We start from the raw sequence: 13,662 nt of genomic DNA on the forward strand, positions 1-13,662 counted from the left end.
CGGACGGGGAGTGCGGAGTGTGCCGCCTTCCCGTCCTCCTTGTGGCCTGCCTCCTCGTGACCTGCCTCCTCGTGGCCTGAAGTCCGGGGAACCGCTCCCGCGGCGCTAGCCGACCGGTGTCGGCATGGCCCGCTGGTCCGGCCCCGCGTACGAGGCGAGCGGCCTGATCAGATTTCGGCCGATGACGCGGATCGCCATCTCGGGGCCTTCCGCTGTCCGCGCGCCTTCGCCCGTATCCACACGGCAGGCCTCGAAGGCGACGCGGGTTTCTGTGCGGCGTGCGACGTCCCCTACTGCGCTCGGCACTGGCGCAACGAGGAGGCGGCCGCCCAGGGGACGACGCTGTGCCCGCTGGGACATCAGCGTTGACGGGCGGGCTCAGACGCCACAATCGGCCGTTGCCTCCGCACAGCCGAACGGATGCGGCTCCCGGGCCTCCGCGTCGGGCACCTGAGGCTCACCGCCCGCTTCGTTGAACGCGGTCAACGCCGCCACCAGAGCCCCGCGTTGCTCCGGGGCGAGCCGTTGCACGATGGCCGTGATCTCCTCGCGGCGCCGGGCGGTGACGGTCGCGACGGTCCGCCGCCCCTCCTCGGTGACCTGAAGCAACGTCTCACGCCGGTTGCCGGGATTGACCCGCCGGTCGGCCAGGCCCGTCGCGATGAGCCGGTCCACCATGCGCATGGCGGTCGAGGGCGCGACCTGCAGATGGTCGGCGAGGGTCACCAGTTTCGTGACGCCCCGCGTCGACAGGACGACGAGCATCCGCAATTGCGGCAGGGTCACACGGTCCTCGACCTCCGCGAGGGAACGCGCCGACACGGCGACCAGCAGCCTCGATGCCGTCAGGACCGCTCGGGTCACCGCGTCGACATCGTCCGCGCCTTCTTGGCAGTTCCCGGGTTCGACCATGTGTCCTTTCTACTCCTCCTGTGACCTTCTTCTGCCGCGTTCCGTCATGGCAGTGACGGCAAGCTGAAAGCCCTGAGGAGATGGTGATGGAAACACGTTCGATCACGGCGGAGACCCCGATGGTTCCGCGGATGTCCGAGGACCCCGCGGAGCTCGTTCCCGAGCTGGCGGAGGTGTCGGCGGCCCTGTTCAAGGTCACAGGCAACGGTTCCGTGCCGCGCTCCACCATCAGCTTGGTGCAGCTGCGTGCGGGCCAGCTCGTCGGCAGCACCTATCTCACCGTTCTGCACACGGGCTTCCTGCGGAAGGCCGGGGAGTCCGATGAGCGGATCACGTCGGTGGTGTCCTGGCAGGACTCCCCGTACTTCACTGGCGCCGAGCGGGCCGCGCTCGCACTTGTGGAAGCGGTGCTCCAACCGTCCGTGGACGGCGAGCGGGTCTCCGACACGCTGTATGCGCAGGCAGCCGAACACTATGCGCCCAAGGCGCTCGCCACGCTGATGTTCGCGATCGGCCAGGTCAACTTCTTCATCGCCGTGGCGCTCATCGCCAAGCCGGTGCCGGGCCGGTCGTTCACCGACCCGTGGAAGTGACGCGTCGGCTGCCCTGGGAGAGGAGAGCGGGCCGCGCTCGCCAGAGCGGCGAGCGCGCCCCACTTCCGAGGGGGACGGGCCCTACTTCACCGTCAGTTCCGCCACCCCCGGGTGCTTCTTCGCCCCCGCCTCACCGCGCACCGTCACCCGCACGTACCGCGCGAGCTGCGGGTCGTCCGCGTCCGCCCGGTGCCAGTTCCGGCCGTCGAGGGAGACCTCGACGGTGTGGGCGGCGGGCTTGGTGTCGCTCCAGGTGGGGGTGACCTTCTTGACGCGGACCGGCTTGGTGAGGTCCGTCGTCAGGGTGCCGCGGGCGCCGTCCGGGACCCAGGCCGTGGCCGAGTTGCCGTCGAACGCGGCGCCCGCGTACATGCCGGGCTGCTCCGAGGAGGCCTTGGCCGTGGTGCAGCGGGCCGCGTTGGTGGTGGGGATCAGATCGGGGCGGCGGGTGTCGAGGACGGCGGGAGCGTCCTTGGTGACGGTCCGCTTGCCCTGTGGCGTGTCGAGCGTCATCGGCGCGCCGTCGGTGAGGCGCACGGTCGTGCGGCGGGCACCGATCTCGATGTCGTACGTACGCCCCTGCCAGGCCAGGCCGCGCAGGGTGACGCCGCGGTCGAGCTGCGGCGGCAGCATCGGGTCGAGGTGGAGGCTGTTCTCACGCATCCGCATGCCGGTCAGACCGTTGGTGAAGGTCTGCAGGAAGCCGCCCTTGCCGGTGAGGAAGTCGTGCGCGGGCGAGCCCGACAGCGGGTCCTCGGCACCCGCCTTCTCGCCACGGGCCTCCGAGAACTGCGCGAACGGGCCACGCACGAACGGCTTGATGGAACGCTCCAGATAGGTGTACGTGGAGCAGCCCGGCTCACCGATTCCGGCGGCGTCGATGGCGTGCACCGAGTCCGTCATGGCCGGGCCGTCCGGGTCGGTGCGCGCCGCGTAGTAGTCGAGGGTCGCGGCCGCCGCGCCCTTGGGCATCTTCCACTCCAGCGGATACATCAGGAGGACCGTGTCTGCCTGCTTGATGGTGCTGCCCTTGTAGCCGTCGTACTGCTGGAAGACCTTGCGCTTCTCGTCGTACGGGATGCGGATGCCGTCGGCGACGGTCTGCCACTTGGCGGGGGCCCGCTCGCCGAGCAGTTCGGCGGCGCGGGTGGCGTGGCGCAGTGCGGTGACGGCGCCCGCGTTGGTGAAGACCGCGTCGTCGACGCCGTTGCTGTACTCGTCGGGCCCGGCCGTGTCCTTGATCGAGTAGCTGCCGTCCTTGTTGCGGCTGACGCGGTCCGCCCAGTACTCGGCGATGCCCTTCATCACCGGGTAGCCGCGCTCGCGCAGCCAGTCCGTGTCCTTGGTGGCCAGGTAGTACTGCCAGGTGGCCAGGGAGATGTCCGACTGGAGGTGGACCTGGGTGCGGCAGTGCGGCGGGTCGACGCTGTGGCACTCCTTGGCTAGGTTGCCCGAACTCCCGCTGTTCCAGGGGTAGAAGAGCCCCTCGTAGCCGAGCTTTCGGGCGTTCTCGCGGGCTCCCGCTCGGGTCCGGTAGCGGTAGTCGACCACGGACTTGGCGAGCTCGGGCCGGGTGGCGAGCAGGCCCGGGTACATCCACGTCTCGGCGTCCCAGAAGACGAGGCCCGCGTAGTTGTCACTGGTCAGGCCCGCCGGAGCGATGCTGTTGGCGGCGCCCTCACGGGTGTTGGAGAGCAGCCCGTACTGCGCGGACCGCACCCATGACTGCATCTCGCGCCGCCCGCGCACCTCGATGTCGCTGCGCCACAACCGGGCCCAGGCGGAGGTGTGGGAACGGAGCATGGCCTGCCAGCCGCGCTCGGCGGCCCGCTGCGAGGTGGCGGTGGCGTCCCGGCGCGGTGCGCGCGAGGTGAGGGCCGTGTCGACCCCGACGTACTTCGTGAAGTCGTACGACTGACCGCGCCTGACCGGCAGCGCCAGGGCCTGGCGGGCAGTCAGTTTCCTGGCGCCGCGTGCCTGTTGGGCCTTGGCTCCATGCGCTCCGCGGTCGGCGCGCAGCGTGGAGGCGACGGCTCCGTCGACCTTGGTGCCGTCCGTGCGGAAGGCCACGTCCATGCTCGGCGCGGTCCTGCTGTCGGCGCCGTGCCCGTCGCCCCCGCCACCCGTTCCTGTCCGGTCGCCGCCGCCGGTCTGCTGGATGCGGCGCGCTCCGCGGCCGTCCAGCATGTCGGTGACGGTCGCCCTGCCGCTCCAGTGCGGCGTCATGCTCATGCGGACGGCGCCGACGTGCGGGTTGGTGCGGTCGGCGAGCACCTCGTACGTGAGGTCGGTGCGGCGCCCGTCGGTGGCGGTCCAGGTCAGCGACGTACGGACGACACCGCAGTGCAGCAGGAGCGACTGGCGGTAGTGGGAGATGCGGCCGGACGGCGTCGAAGAGTTGAAGGTATCGCCCTTGTCTCCGCCCGTACTGACCGTGAGGGCGGTCCAGTTGGGCAGCGCGGCGACGGCCTGGCGGTTTTCGGCAGTCTTCTTGTTGTGCGCGTACAGGCCCGAAACGAAGGAGCCGTCGTAGCGCGGGGTGAACAACGGCCACCCCGTCTTGGCCTCGCTGTCGGCGTACCCGGCACCGTTGGGCGGCACGCGTTGCCCCAGGTAGCCGTTGCCGACGAAGGCGTGGGTGGTGTCTTTCGCCTCGGCCCGGGTGGTGGTGCCGAGCGTCCAGCCGTCACCGGTGCGGCAGTGCGCGGCAGGGGTGGTGTCGCCGTCCGGCGCCGTTCGGGCCGCGACCGACGGCACCGAGGCGACGAGGGTTCCGGCCAGCAGCACCGCGGTCAGTCGGGCGGCGCGTGGCCGCGCACCGAGGGAGTACGTCATTGTTCTCCGTCACTCTGGTTCACCTGCGAGGGTCCAGGGACCATAAATTTCCTGAACGAGTCACGTCAATAGATGCGCGTTATCAGTCAAGACTCGAAGACATGCAAGACATGGACGAAGGGTGACGGTACGCGGGTGAGGTGGCGCGGCGGAGTTTCGGGCCTGAGCCGTACGGGTGCGGCGCGCCGCGTTCAGCGTCGCGTGCTGCTCAGTCCGCACACCGCGAGTTCTTCGGGCGTGAGGGCCGGGCCCTGCTGTGCGCCACGGCCCGGCCCTCGGGCGACGCCGAGCAGGACCTGTGGCCTGGCCAGGCAGGTCAGGGGCGCGGAGAGGGTCATCAGATCGGTCAGTGCCCGCAGGACCGCGGGGTTGACGGTGGCGGTCCGCATCATCCGCTGGGTGTACCCGCTCAGCAGTCGGGCCGCGGGCGGCAGCCGCTTGCCCGTGGTGGCGGGGTAGTTGAGGTCCTCGCCGGTGGCCAGGTCCCAGGGGCCGCTCGTCGTGCGGGCCACCGACCGCTGGACGTGCCGGGCGAAGCCCTTGGCGCGGGCCCGGCGCTCGCCGAGGGCGCGGTCGAGCGCGGCCGCGCTGTGGGCGGCCACCGAGAGGCCCTGGCCGTAGACGGGATTGAAGGTGGCGACCGCGTCGCCCAGGGCGACGAACCCGTCCGGCGCGGCGGGCAGCCTGTCGAAGCGGCGGCGCCGGTTGGCGGTGCCGCGGGTGAAGTGGACGTCGGTCAGGGGCTCGGCGCGGGAGATCAGGTCGGCCACGAGCGGGTCGCGCAGGCTCCGGGCGAACGGCTCGAAGTCGGCCGCGTTCCTGGTGGGTTCGCCGCCGCGGGTGCCCGCGACGGTGACCAGCCAGCGGCCGCCCTCGACGGGCAGCAGGGTGGCGCCGCAGCCGGGGGTCCCGGATCGGGGGTCGGCCTGGATGCTGACGAGCGGGAAGTCCTCCGCGCCCGGCGGCGCGCGGAACAGCCGGGTGGCGTAGACCTGACCGGCGTCCACGGTCTCCTCCTGGACGGCGGGCAGTCCGAGCCTGGCGAGGTGCCGGGCGGCCTGCGAGCCGCGGCCCGAGGCATCGACCACCAGGTCCGCCTCCAGGTTCTCGACCGTGCCGCTTCCGGTGTCCCGGACGGCCACTCCGGTGACCCGGCGCTGGTCGCCGAGGAGTTGAACCGTTTCGGCGCCGTCGCGCAGGACCACCGGTCCAAGGGCCAGGACGCGCTCGCGCACCACCGCGTCGAGGAGGTCCCGGGTGCAGGAGACGAGGAATTTCGTGTCGGGCCGACGCGGGAACCAGCCCTGGGGCCCAAGCACGACGATTCCGTCCGTCACTCCCAGCTTCCGCGCCCCGGCCGCCACCCATGCGTCGACGGTGCCCGGCAGCAGGTCATCGATGACGCTCGCGCCGCCCGACATCACCATGTGCGCGTGGCGGGCCTGCGGCAGCCCCCGGCGCGGCGCCGCCGTCTCCGGCATGCGGTCCCGGTCGACGAGCACCACCTCGTCCACGTGGCCGGACAGGACCCCGGCGGCCAGCATCCCCGCCATGCCCGCCCCCAGGACCACCGCACGGCTGCCTCCGCCGGACTCCCTGCCCCGTGCCTTCATGACCACGACCTTCCAGGCGGGACCGCGGCGCCGGACGCCCAGGCCGCTCGTACGGGCCCGTGCCTTCCGGGGGCCGAGGCCAAACTCCGTCGCGGAGCCCGTACCGCACAAGCCATGAACCGGACTGGTCAGTGGAGTTCGGTGGTCGCGAGTTCCACCGTGGTGACGACGCGGGTCAGGGACGGCCGTCGGGGCACGGAGCCGAAGCCGAAACGGACCGGGGGATCCACCGCCGTCAGCGCTCCCAGCTCCCGCCCGTCCCACGTCGCCCGCGCCGCCGTGATCGTGCGCAGGTCCCTGGCCGCGTACCACTCCCGGCGTCCCCTGCCCGCGCTGCCGCGCGTCCGCACGCCCGGCATCAGCAGGCGCGCCGGTACGTCGCACAACCCTGCCCAGCCGGGGCTGCTCGCCAGGCGGTCCGGGACCAGGCGCAACAGTCGGCCCAGTACGGTGGACCGCCCGGGTTCGAAGGTGAGCCGCAGCGGTCCCGCGGCCACGGTCCATTGTTCGCGCGCGGGCTCGACGGCGACGGGGCAGATGACGATCTCGTCGAAGCGGTACGTGGCGGCGACGAACTCCGCGACCCGTTCCGACGGCGCGAACAGCACGCGGTGGCCGTTGGACCGTTCGACCATGACGTCGGCGAACGCGCCCAGCGGGGAGACCGGCCAGTGGCCGACGACCAGGCGCACGCCGCTGTCGGTGCCCAGCCCCGCGATCCATCCGTCGAAGCGCATACGGCGCGTGGTTGTGCGCATCAGGCCCCCGCCTCTCCGTGTCCTCGGAGGAGCGGGGGCCTCTGCCGTGCCCGGATCAACCGCCTGCTTCCTAGCCCTGCGGCGGGTCCTGCTGGGACTTGTCCGAGCCGAACTGATCCTTGAGCTTGTCCTGGGCGGTGTCGACCTGGCTGGAGTACTTGCTCTGGGTCTTGTCGTCGACGAAGTCGCCCGCCTTGTCGATGCCCTGTCCGGCCTTGTCCTCGTGTCCCTTGAGCATTTGCTTCAGCTTGTCCATGACCGTCATGGGCTGTACCTGCCTCTCGCCTCTCTGCGTTCCGCCCCCTCTCCAGATTCAGGGCGCAACGCCCGATCCGCATCCTGTGGCCACAACCGATCTCGAACACGTGGACGAATCCTCTCTGTGTACACGGCCGGAACAGCACCTTCCCCGTACGCGTGATGCGGGAATGTTGCGGGCATGACAACCCTGCCCGCCCTGCCCGTGACCCCGAAGCGCCGGAGGAAATCCCTTGAAGCCGAGCCGAGCGATCCGTAGAACGTCCCTGACCGTCGGCGGCGCCCTCACACTGGTGGTGGCCTTCGCGGGTTCGGCCGTCGCCGCCCCGCCGCAGGCCCTGCCCGCGAACGCCGACGGCACCGAGCAGACGTTCCAACCGGCGTACGACTACGACGGCGACGGCTGCTATCCGACGCCCGCCATCGGCCCCGACGGAACGGTGAACGGCGGCCTCAATCCCAGCGGTGCCGTCAACGGCCAGTGCCGTGACGCGAGCGACCTCGCCAACACCAACGGCTACGCCCGCACCAAGTGCAACAACGGATGGTGCGCCGTCATGTACGGCCTCTACTTCGAAAAGGACCAGGCCGTGGCCGGCAGCGGACTCGGCGGACACCGGCACGACTGGGAGCACGTGGTGGTGTGGGTGAAGGACGGGCGTGCCGAGTACGTCGCCACCTCGGCCCACGGCAAGTTCCGCATCCACCCGCGTGACCAGATGCGCTGGGACGGCACCCACCCGAAGGTCGTCTACCACAAGGACGGCATCGGCACCCACTGCTTCCGCGCGGCGACCGCGGGCGACGAGCCTCCCGAGAACCACCGCGGCGCCTGGCAGTTCCCGGCCCTCATCGGCTGGAACGGCTATCCGGCGGGCCTGCGCGACAAGCTGAGCTCCCATGACTTCGGCAGCGCCAACTTCGGCCTGAAGGACACGAGCTTCCCGAGCCACCTGGCTGCGGCGCTGCCGTCCGGCGTGCCCTTCGACGTCAACGCCTGACCGGACGACGGCCGGGCGCCGGGCAGCCGGGCGACGTACAGCCTGGCGACAAGCCTCCGCGCCGGGCACGCGTGCTACTTCGGGTCCACGTCGGTGTACAGCATGTGGTGGTCCGAGTACGCGGTCGGCCGCACACGGTGCTCGCGCGGGGCGAAGCCTCGTAGGAACACGTAGTCGAACTTGCTGTGCCAGTCGGTCGTCGGCTCGCAAGGACCGGTGGGCACGGGGCGGCACTCGGCGTCCGTGTCCTCGGCCAGCGCCCAGATGCGGGAGAGTTCGGGGGCCTCCGGCACGGCGTTGAAGTCGCCGAGGACGATGGCGCGGTCGTGCCGGGCGACGGCCGCGGCAAGCACGCGGGTCTGTCCCGCCCGGAACGACTCCTGCTGCCGCTGGGCGAGGTGCGTGTTGAAGACCCGGACGGACCGGCCGCCCACGGTGGTGGTGACCGCCATGTACCCACGGTCCTCGGATCCGCCGTCGGGATATTCCACATTCACCCGGTCCGTCATCGGCGCGGCCGAAAGGATCGCCTGGCCGAAGCCGCCCGGACTCCACGGCACTCCCCCGCAGCGGCCCCAGTCCTGGAGAACCGTCCCGTATTGCACGTGATAATCCAGTCCGTAGAAAAACTCCAGATAATCCCGGATCCGCTCGACGTCACGCGCACACGCCTCTTGCAGACCGATGACCTGAGGCGCGTACGTGGCGATCTCCGCCGCCCGGTCGATGTTGCTCACGTCGCAGGGATTGCAGATGTTCCACGTCATGACCCGGTTCGGGACGATTTCCTTGGCGGCGTCCACGGGCAGCGACCGCACGAAAAGGGCACCACCTGGCGCACTGGGGCCGACGAGCAGCATGAAGACCGCGAACACGGCGCCCGCCAGCAACCGCGTGCCCTTACGGAGCACCAAGCCTCCTCGATCCGGCATATCCCTGCACGAGATTATGGGACGGGGTCGGAAGACGGTGGGGAGTGTGATCAAACAACCGCTCATCGCCGAGCCACAACGTCCGGTTGTGCACGCCTAGGGTGATCCGGTGGACACCGAGGCATTGCGATCGTTCGTCCGGGCTGCCGCGCTCGGACGACTGCACCATGCGGCCGCTGAGCTGGGCGTGACGCAGCAGGCGGTCTCCAAGAGGATCGCCGCGCTGGAGCGCGAGCTGGCGGTCCGGCTGTTCACCCGCACCGCCCGAGGGGTCGAGCTGACGCCCGACGGCCGGGCGCTCCTCCCCCATGCGCGGAGCATCGTCGCGGGTGTCGATCGCGCCCTCGCCGCGGTCGGGCCTGGCTCCCGGGCCCTGCGGATCGACGTACTCGGACTGCGGAGCGCGCAGGCCGTCGTGCTGCACGAGTACTGGCGGTCGCATCCTGAGCTCAAGCTCGATGTGGTGACCCTCAGGGTCGACGACCCCCGGGTGGCGGTCGCCGCCGTCGAAGCGGGCGATGTCGACGCCTCGTTCCGTGCCGTCACCGATCCGGGCGCGCTGCCGCCCGACGTGCAGATGATCCACGCCTTCTGTAATCCACTGGAATTCGTCGTCGGGCCGGGGCATCCGCTCGCCTCCGCACCGATCCTGACGCCTCAGCAGCTGCGCAAGCACCGGATCTGGGTGCCGGGCATCGCGCCCGGCAGCGAATGGGCCGAGTTCTACGACCAGCTCGCCACCGCATTCGATCTGCGTATCGACGCGGCGGGCCCGCATTTCGGCGACGAAGTGCTCCTGGAAACGCTCGCGGACTCCGCGGAAGTGGCCACGCTCGTCGGGGCCCGGGACCGGTACGTCTTTCCGGCGCACTACGACCTGCGCCGCATCCCCCTCGTGAATCCGACCCTCGCGTACCCGCTCTCCCTCGTCCTCCCCCGCACGAATCCGCACCCAGGACTCCGTGGAATCATCGCCCACTTCGGAAGCCTGCCGAAGCTCCCCGGGACGGTCTGGCTCCCGTCCTGGGCAACCCCGTCACCGCACCACGCGAAAGGATCGTGACATTGTCCGGCGACCGCCTCCTGCGCATTCACAGCGACGATTTCCAGGCCATGGCCGAAAGGGTCCTGCGGGCCACCGAGCTCACCTCCCGCCTGAACGTCCTGCCCTTCGAAAACGAAGAGGGCAAGGCGGAATTGTTCCAACAAATCCTTGGCAAGCCGCTGCCGCCCAGAGTCACCATCTATCCGCCCTTCTACACGGACCACGGTCTCCACTTGGACCTCGCGGAGCGCGTGTTCATCAACCAGAACTGCACGTTCCTTGACTACGCAGGCATCCGGCTCGGCGAGCGCGTGATGGTCGGCCCCAAGGTCACGTTCATCACCGTCGGCCATCCGGTCGACCCCGTGGAACGACGGGAATGGCTGAGCGGCGGCCCCATCGACGTGGCGGAGAACGTCTGGATCGGCGCCGGTGCCACGATCCTGCCCGGCGTCAGCATCGGCCGCGATGCCGTGGTCGCCGCGGGCGCGGTCGTGGCCGACGACGTCCCACCGGCAAGCCTGGTGACCGGAAGCAAGGCGACCGTCAACCGCCAGTGGTGACGCAGTCTTCGGAGTCGCCTCCGAAGCCGCCTTCGGAACCGTGTTCGGAGCTCTGAGCGTCTCGGTTCCGGAACATGTGACGGGACGGGCTGGTGGGGACTGGTGGGGCTCATGGGGATGGGGTCGCTCGCGGAGTTGCTTCGGGAGCTCAAGGATCGGTCCGGGCTCAGTTACGGAGTACTGGCCCAACGGCTCCACATGAGTACGTCGGCGGTGCACCGGTACTGCAGCGGGGACGCCGTGCCTCCGGAGTTCACGACGGTGGAGCGGTTCGCCCGGCTCTGCAAGGCGTCGCCCCAGGAACTGCTGGAAGCACATCGGCGGTGGGTGCTGGCGGACGCGGAGCGGGGGCCGAGGGGCTCGCAGCTCGATGCTTCCGGTACGCCCGGTACTCCCCGTACCTCTGCCGCTTCCGCTCCTTCTGCCGTGCCCGATCCCGCGCCGGAGTTCGGGGCCGCCTCGGAGCCCGGGCCCCCGTCGCACCGGCGCCGTACCCCCGTCGTCCTCATCGCCCTCGCGGCCGTCCTCGCCACGGTCGTCGCAGTCGGGTCCGTCGCACTTGCCCTGCACAGCGACGGTGACAGCGACAAGCAGACGCAGCAGCACGTTGCCGGGCCCACCGCCCCGGCGAACCGGAGTGCCCCGAGCGCCTCACCGTCCGACCGCCCCGGGAAGGGCTCCGACAAGGACCGTCCCGACGGCAAGGACCGGTCCGACGCCAAGGACCGGTCCGACGCCGGAGCCGAAGGCAGCAGGGGCGACGCCTCCGCTTCGCCCTCCCGGAGCGGGAAGGGCGGCACGGCACCGGGTGCCCCTCGGAGCAAGGGAACCGCGCCCAGTGGCGCGCCGGGCAAGGCCCCCGGGAGGCCGCTGACCGCGCGCGTCAGGCCGTACCTCTACGACGGCTGTCTGCAGAGCTTCCTGGTCGACCGGGAGCCGGGCGAGATGCCGGAGCCGCCCGCGGATCAGGACGTGCCCGCCTGGGTGGGGCAACTCGACGCGGTATCGGCCCGCCGCCAGGACATCGAGGTCACCTTGCAGGGCACGGGCAGGGACAACATCGTCCTGCGCGCCATGCACGTTCGCGTGCAGAGCAGCGGCGCCCCACTGGCCTGGAACAACTTCCAGATCCGGACGCGCTGCGAGGAGGAGGTGTACGCCAAGTCCTTCGACGTCGACCTCGACGAGGCGGCGCCGCGTGCCACGCCCATGATGGGACAGCCCGACTTCCCGTACCGGGTCAGCGAGCGCGACCCTCAGGTCTTCCTCATCACCGCGGGCACCAAGCTGCACAACGTGCGGTGGTACCTGGAACTGGAGTGGTCCAGCGGCAAACGGCACGGCGTGCTGCGCATCGACGACCAGGGCAAGCCGTTCCGTACCAGCGGCTTGGAAGGGCGCCCCACCTACACCTGGCTGGACTCCGACGGGTGGGGAACGGAGACGCTGCCGGTCGTCGACTGAGCCGCAGCAGCCCGAGGCCGGGAAAATCGATCGACAGGCGAGCCCGGTCGACGCTGTGATGGCCGTGACCGCCCGCCGCATCGAGCTGGCCCACCGCAGGAGTTGTTCTTGGCGACCGGAAGAACCTCGGACCCCCGCCCCGCAGTCTTGGGCCCCCGCCCCGTGACCTCGGACCCCCGCCCCGCGATCGACGCCGCACTGGCCAGACGCCTGGTCGACGCGCAGTTCCCGCAGTGGGCCGCGCTGCCTCTCGACCTGCTCGACCCGGCAGGTTCTGACCATGTGATCTACCGTCTGGGCGCGGACCTGGCCGTCCGGCTGCCCCGCCACGAGGGGGCCATCGGGCAGGCCGCGAAGGAGGCCGAGTGGCTCCCCCGGCTCGCGCCGCGCCTGCCGCTGGCCGTTCCGGTACCGGTGGGAGTGGGCGAGCCCGACTTCGGCTATCCGTGGTCGTGGGCGGTGTCCCGCTGGCTGGGCGGCGAGGTGGCGACCACCGAGTCCTTGGCCGACTCGTCCCGGGCCGCCGTCCAACTGGCCGATTTCCTCACCGCACTGCAGACCTCCGTACCCGAGGACTTCCCGGTCGAAGGCGACCGCGAGGACCTGACCGGTGAGCCGCTGGCCGACCGGGACCACGCGACACGGGCCGCCATCGCGGAGCTCGACGGCGTGTTCGACACCGCGGCGATGACCGAGCTGTGGGACGCCGCGCTCGACGCACCCGGATGGGACCGTCCGCCGGTCTGGTTCCACGGCGACTTCCACACCGGCAACCTGCTGACCGTCGGCGGACGGCTCAGCGCGGTCATCGACTTCGGCGGGCTCGGCATCGGCGACCCGGCCTGTGACCTCACCATCGCCTACACGCTGATGTCCGCGGGGAGCCGGGCCGTCTTCCGTGCCGCGCTCGGCGTCGACGACGCCACCTGGCTCCGGGGCCGCGGCTGGGCCCTGGCCACCGGGCTGAACGCCTACACCTCGTACGCCGCCGTCAGCCCCCGGGTCGCCGCGCAGACCACCCGGCAGATCACCGAGGCGCTGATCGGCTGAGCGACTCCCGGCGCCGCTCGGCGCGATGGGCGAGGACATTGCGGTCGTCGATCTCCTGGAACCCTCCGACCGGCAGGCGAGCCGAGTCGAGGCTGTGCCGTTGTTCGTCATGCGGCCAGCCTCCAACCCTGACGCAGGGTCAGGGTCAAGCGCCCGGAAGGAAGAGGCAGAACGGGTGGCCGTGCGGGTCGCGGAGGACTCGTACGTCCTTCTGGGGCTGGTGCTCCTCCAGCGTCGCGCCCAGGGCGCAGGCACGCTCGGTCTCCGCTGCCAGGTCGTCGACCGCCAGGTCCAGGTGCGCCTGCATCTGCTGGGTACCGGGGCGTTGCGGCCAGGTCGGGGGCGTGTGGCCGGTCTCCAGCTGGAAGCTGAGGCCGGGGCGTTCCTGTTCCGGCGGCCGCAGGCGGACCCACTCCGGATCGCGTTCGACTTCCCGCCAGCCCAGCAGGGCGCGGTAGAAGTCGGCCAGGGCGGGCGGATCGGGCGTGCCGAGGACGAAGGCACCGAGCGTCATGGTCATGTCCCCACCCTGCCCCGGCTCCCGCGTCCGTGCACGGGCCGTGCTCCCGGACAGGGGTTGGCTCGTGGGTGCCTTCTCGGTGCCGTGGTGAATGTGTTCAGCTGGGATGTTGTACGTC

14 protein-coding genes are annotated in these 13,662 nt (G+C 70.8%); 6 read left to right on the plus strand and 8 right to left on the minus strand.

The features are described 5' to 3' along the window. Positions 1 to 105 precede the first annotated feature (105 nt). Both AC068B_RS23650 and AC068B_RS23655 read right to left on the minus strand, forming a co-directional pair. Complete coding sequence (locus tag AC068B_RS23650) at positions 106 to 240, minus strand: hypothetical protein (RefSeq protein WP_478673652.1); 135 nt, start codon at positions 238 to 240, stop codon at positions 106 to 108. Between the two features lie 138 nt (positions 241 to 378). Then, complete coding sequence (locus tag AC068B_RS23655) at positions 379 to 912, minus strand: MarR family winged helix-turn-helix transcriptional regulator (RefSeq protein ID WP_478673653.1); 534 nt, start codon at positions 910 to 912, stop codon at positions 379 to 381. 86 nt (positions 913 to 998) lie between these two features. Between AC068B_RS23655 and AC068B_RS23660 the strand changes: the two genes are divergently transcribed. Continuing rightward, entirely contained in the window at positions 999 to 1,505 is a 507-nt protein-coding gene (locus AC068B_RS23660) for a carboxymuconolactone decarboxylase family protein (protein WP_478673654.1), read from the plus strand. An 81-nt stretch (positions 1,506 to 1,586) separates the two neighbouring features. Here the strand turns inward: AC068B_RS23660 and AC068B_RS23665 are convergent, their stop codons facing one another. The 4 genes from AC068B_RS23665 to AC068B_RS23680 form a co-directional block, all read right to left on the minus strand. After that, the gene (locus tag AC068B_RS23665; protein ID WP_478673655.1) at positions 1,587 to 4,340 is read right to left on the minus strand and encodes a discoidin domain-containing protein; all 2,754 of its coding nucleotides are present in this window, start codon (positions 4,338 to 4,340) and stop codon (positions 1,587 to 1,589) included. A 191-nt stretch (positions 4,341 to 4,531) separates the two neighbouring features. Beyond that, a complete protein-coding gene (locus tag AC068B_RS23670) occupies positions 4,532 to 5,953 on the minus strand; it encodes an NAD(P)/FAD-dependent oxidoreductase (protein WP_478673656.1) in 1,422 nt (473 codons plus the stop codon). Positions 5,954 to 6,081: 128 nt separating this feature from the next. Next, the gene (locus tag AC068B_RS23675; RefSeq protein ID WP_478673657.1) at positions 6,082 to 6,711 is read right to left on the minus strand and encodes a hypothetical protein; all 630 of its coding nucleotides are present in this window, start codon (positions 6,709 to 6,711) and stop codon (positions 6,082 to 6,084) included. Between the two features lie 70 nt (positions 6,712 to 6,781). Further along, the gene (locus tag AC068B_RS23680) at positions 6,782 to 6,976 is read right to left on the minus strand and encodes an antitoxin (protein WP_478673658.1); all 195 of its coding nucleotides are present in this window, start codon (positions 6,974 to 6,976) and stop codon (positions 6,782 to 6,784) included. 226 nt (positions 6,977 to 7,202) lie between these two features. Between AC068B_RS23680 and AC068B_RS23685 the strand changes: the two genes are divergently transcribed. Next, positions 7,203 to 7,970 carry an NPP1 family protein gene (locus AC068B_RS23685; protein ID WP_478673659.1) on the plus strand — a complete coding sequence of 256 codons (768 nt, stop codon included), beginning with the start codon at positions 7,203 to 7,205 and terminating at the stop codon, positions 7,968 to 7,970. Positions 7,971 to 8,044: 74 nt separating this feature from the next. Here AC068B_RS23685 and AC068B_RS23690 read toward each other — a convergent pair whose 3' ends face one another. After that, positions 8,045 to 8,902 (minus strand): endonuclease/exonuclease/phosphatase family protein, encoded by an 858-nt coding sequence (locus AC068B_RS23690; RefSeq protein ID WP_478673660.1) that lies wholly within the window; start codon positions 8,900 to 8,902, stop codon positions 8,045 to 8,047. Between the two features lie 109 nt (positions 8,903 to 9,011). Between AC068B_RS23690 and AC068B_RS23695 the strand changes: the two genes are divergently transcribed. The 4 genes from AC068B_RS23695 (at position 9,012) to AC068B_RS23710 (ending at position 13,024) form a co-directional block, all read left to right on the plus strand. After that, positions 9,012 to 9,965 carry a LysR family transcriptional regulator gene (locus tag AC068B_RS23695; protein ID WP_478673661.1) on the plus strand — a complete coding sequence of 318 codons (954 nt, stop codon included), beginning with the start codon at positions 9,012 to 9,014 and terminating at the stop codon, positions 9,963 to 9,965. A gap of 2 nt (positions 9,966 to 9,967) precedes the next feature. Further along, positions 9,968 to 10,510, plus strand: a complete 543-nt coding sequence (locus AC068B_RS23700; RefSeq protein ID WP_478673662.1) for a DapH/DapD/GlmU-related protein — start codon at positions 9,968 to 9,970, stop codon at positions 10,508 to 10,510. 111 nt (positions 10,511 to 10,621) lie between these two features. Then, positions 10,622 to 11,974, plus strand: a complete 1,353-nt coding sequence (locus AC068B_RS23705) for a helix-turn-helix domain-containing protein (protein WP_478673663.1) — start codon at positions 10,622 to 10,624, stop codon at positions 11,972 to 11,974. Positions 11,975 to 12,136: 162 nt separating this feature from the next. Further along, positions 12,137 to 13,024, plus strand: a complete 888-nt coding sequence (locus AC068B_RS23710; RefSeq protein ID WP_478673664.1) for an aminoglycoside phosphotransferase family protein — start codon at positions 12,137 to 12,139, stop codon at positions 13,022 to 13,024. Positions 13,025 to 13,169: 145 nt separating this feature from the next. Here AC068B_RS23710 and AC068B_RS23715 read toward each other — a convergent pair whose 3' ends face one another. Further along, positions 13,170 to 13,544 (minus strand): VOC family protein, encoded by a 375-nt coding sequence (locus AC068B_RS23715; protein WP_478673665.1) that lies wholly within the window; start codon positions 13,542 to 13,544, stop codon positions 13,170 to 13,172. Positions 13,545 to 13,662 lie beyond the last annotated feature (118 nt).

Source organism: Streptomyces sp. NPDC042371, assembly GCF_056437465.1.

What these genes read in the sequence shown, in the direction of transcription:
- AC068B_RS23655 (WP_478673653.1), bottom strand. Translation starts at nt 912, where the DNA reads ATGGTCGAACCCGGGAACTGCCAAGAAGGCGCGGACGATGTCGACGCG.
- AC068B_RS23660 (WP_478673654.1), top strand. Translation starts at nt 999, where the DNA reads ATGGAAACACGTTCGATCACGGCGGAGACCCCGATGGTTCCGCGGATG.
- AC068B_RS23665 (WP_478673655.1), bottom strand. Translation starts at nt 4,340, where the DNA reads ATGACGTACTCCCTCGGTGCGCGGCCACGCGCCGCCCGACTGACCGCG.
- AC068B_RS23670 (WP_478673656.1), bottom strand. Translation starts at nt 5,953, where the DNA reads ATGAAGGCACGGGGCAGGGAGTCCGGCGGAGGCAGCCGTGCGGTGGTC.
- AC068B_RS23675 (WP_478673657.1), bottom strand. Translation starts at nt 6,711, where the DNA reads ATGCGCACAACCACGCGCCGTATGCGCTTCGACGGATGGATCGCGGGG.
- AC068B_RS23680 (WP_478673658.1), bottom strand. Translation starts at nt 6,976, where the DNA reads ATGACGGTCATGGACAAGCTGAAGCAAATGCTCAAGGGACACGAGGAC.
- AC068B_RS23690 (WP_478673660.1), bottom strand. Translation starts at nt 8,902, where the DNA reads ATGCCGGATCGAGGAGGCTTGGTGCTCCGTAAGGGCACGCGGTTGCTG.
- AC068B_RS23705 (WP_478673663.1), top strand. Translation starts at nt 10,622, where the DNA reads ATGGGGATGGGGTCGCTCGCGGAGTTGCTTCGGGAGCTCAAGGATCGG.
- AC068B_RS23715 (WP_478673665.1), bottom strand. Translation starts at nt 13,544, where the DNA reads ATGACCATGACGCTCGGTGCCTTCGTCCTCGGCACGCCCGATCCGCCC.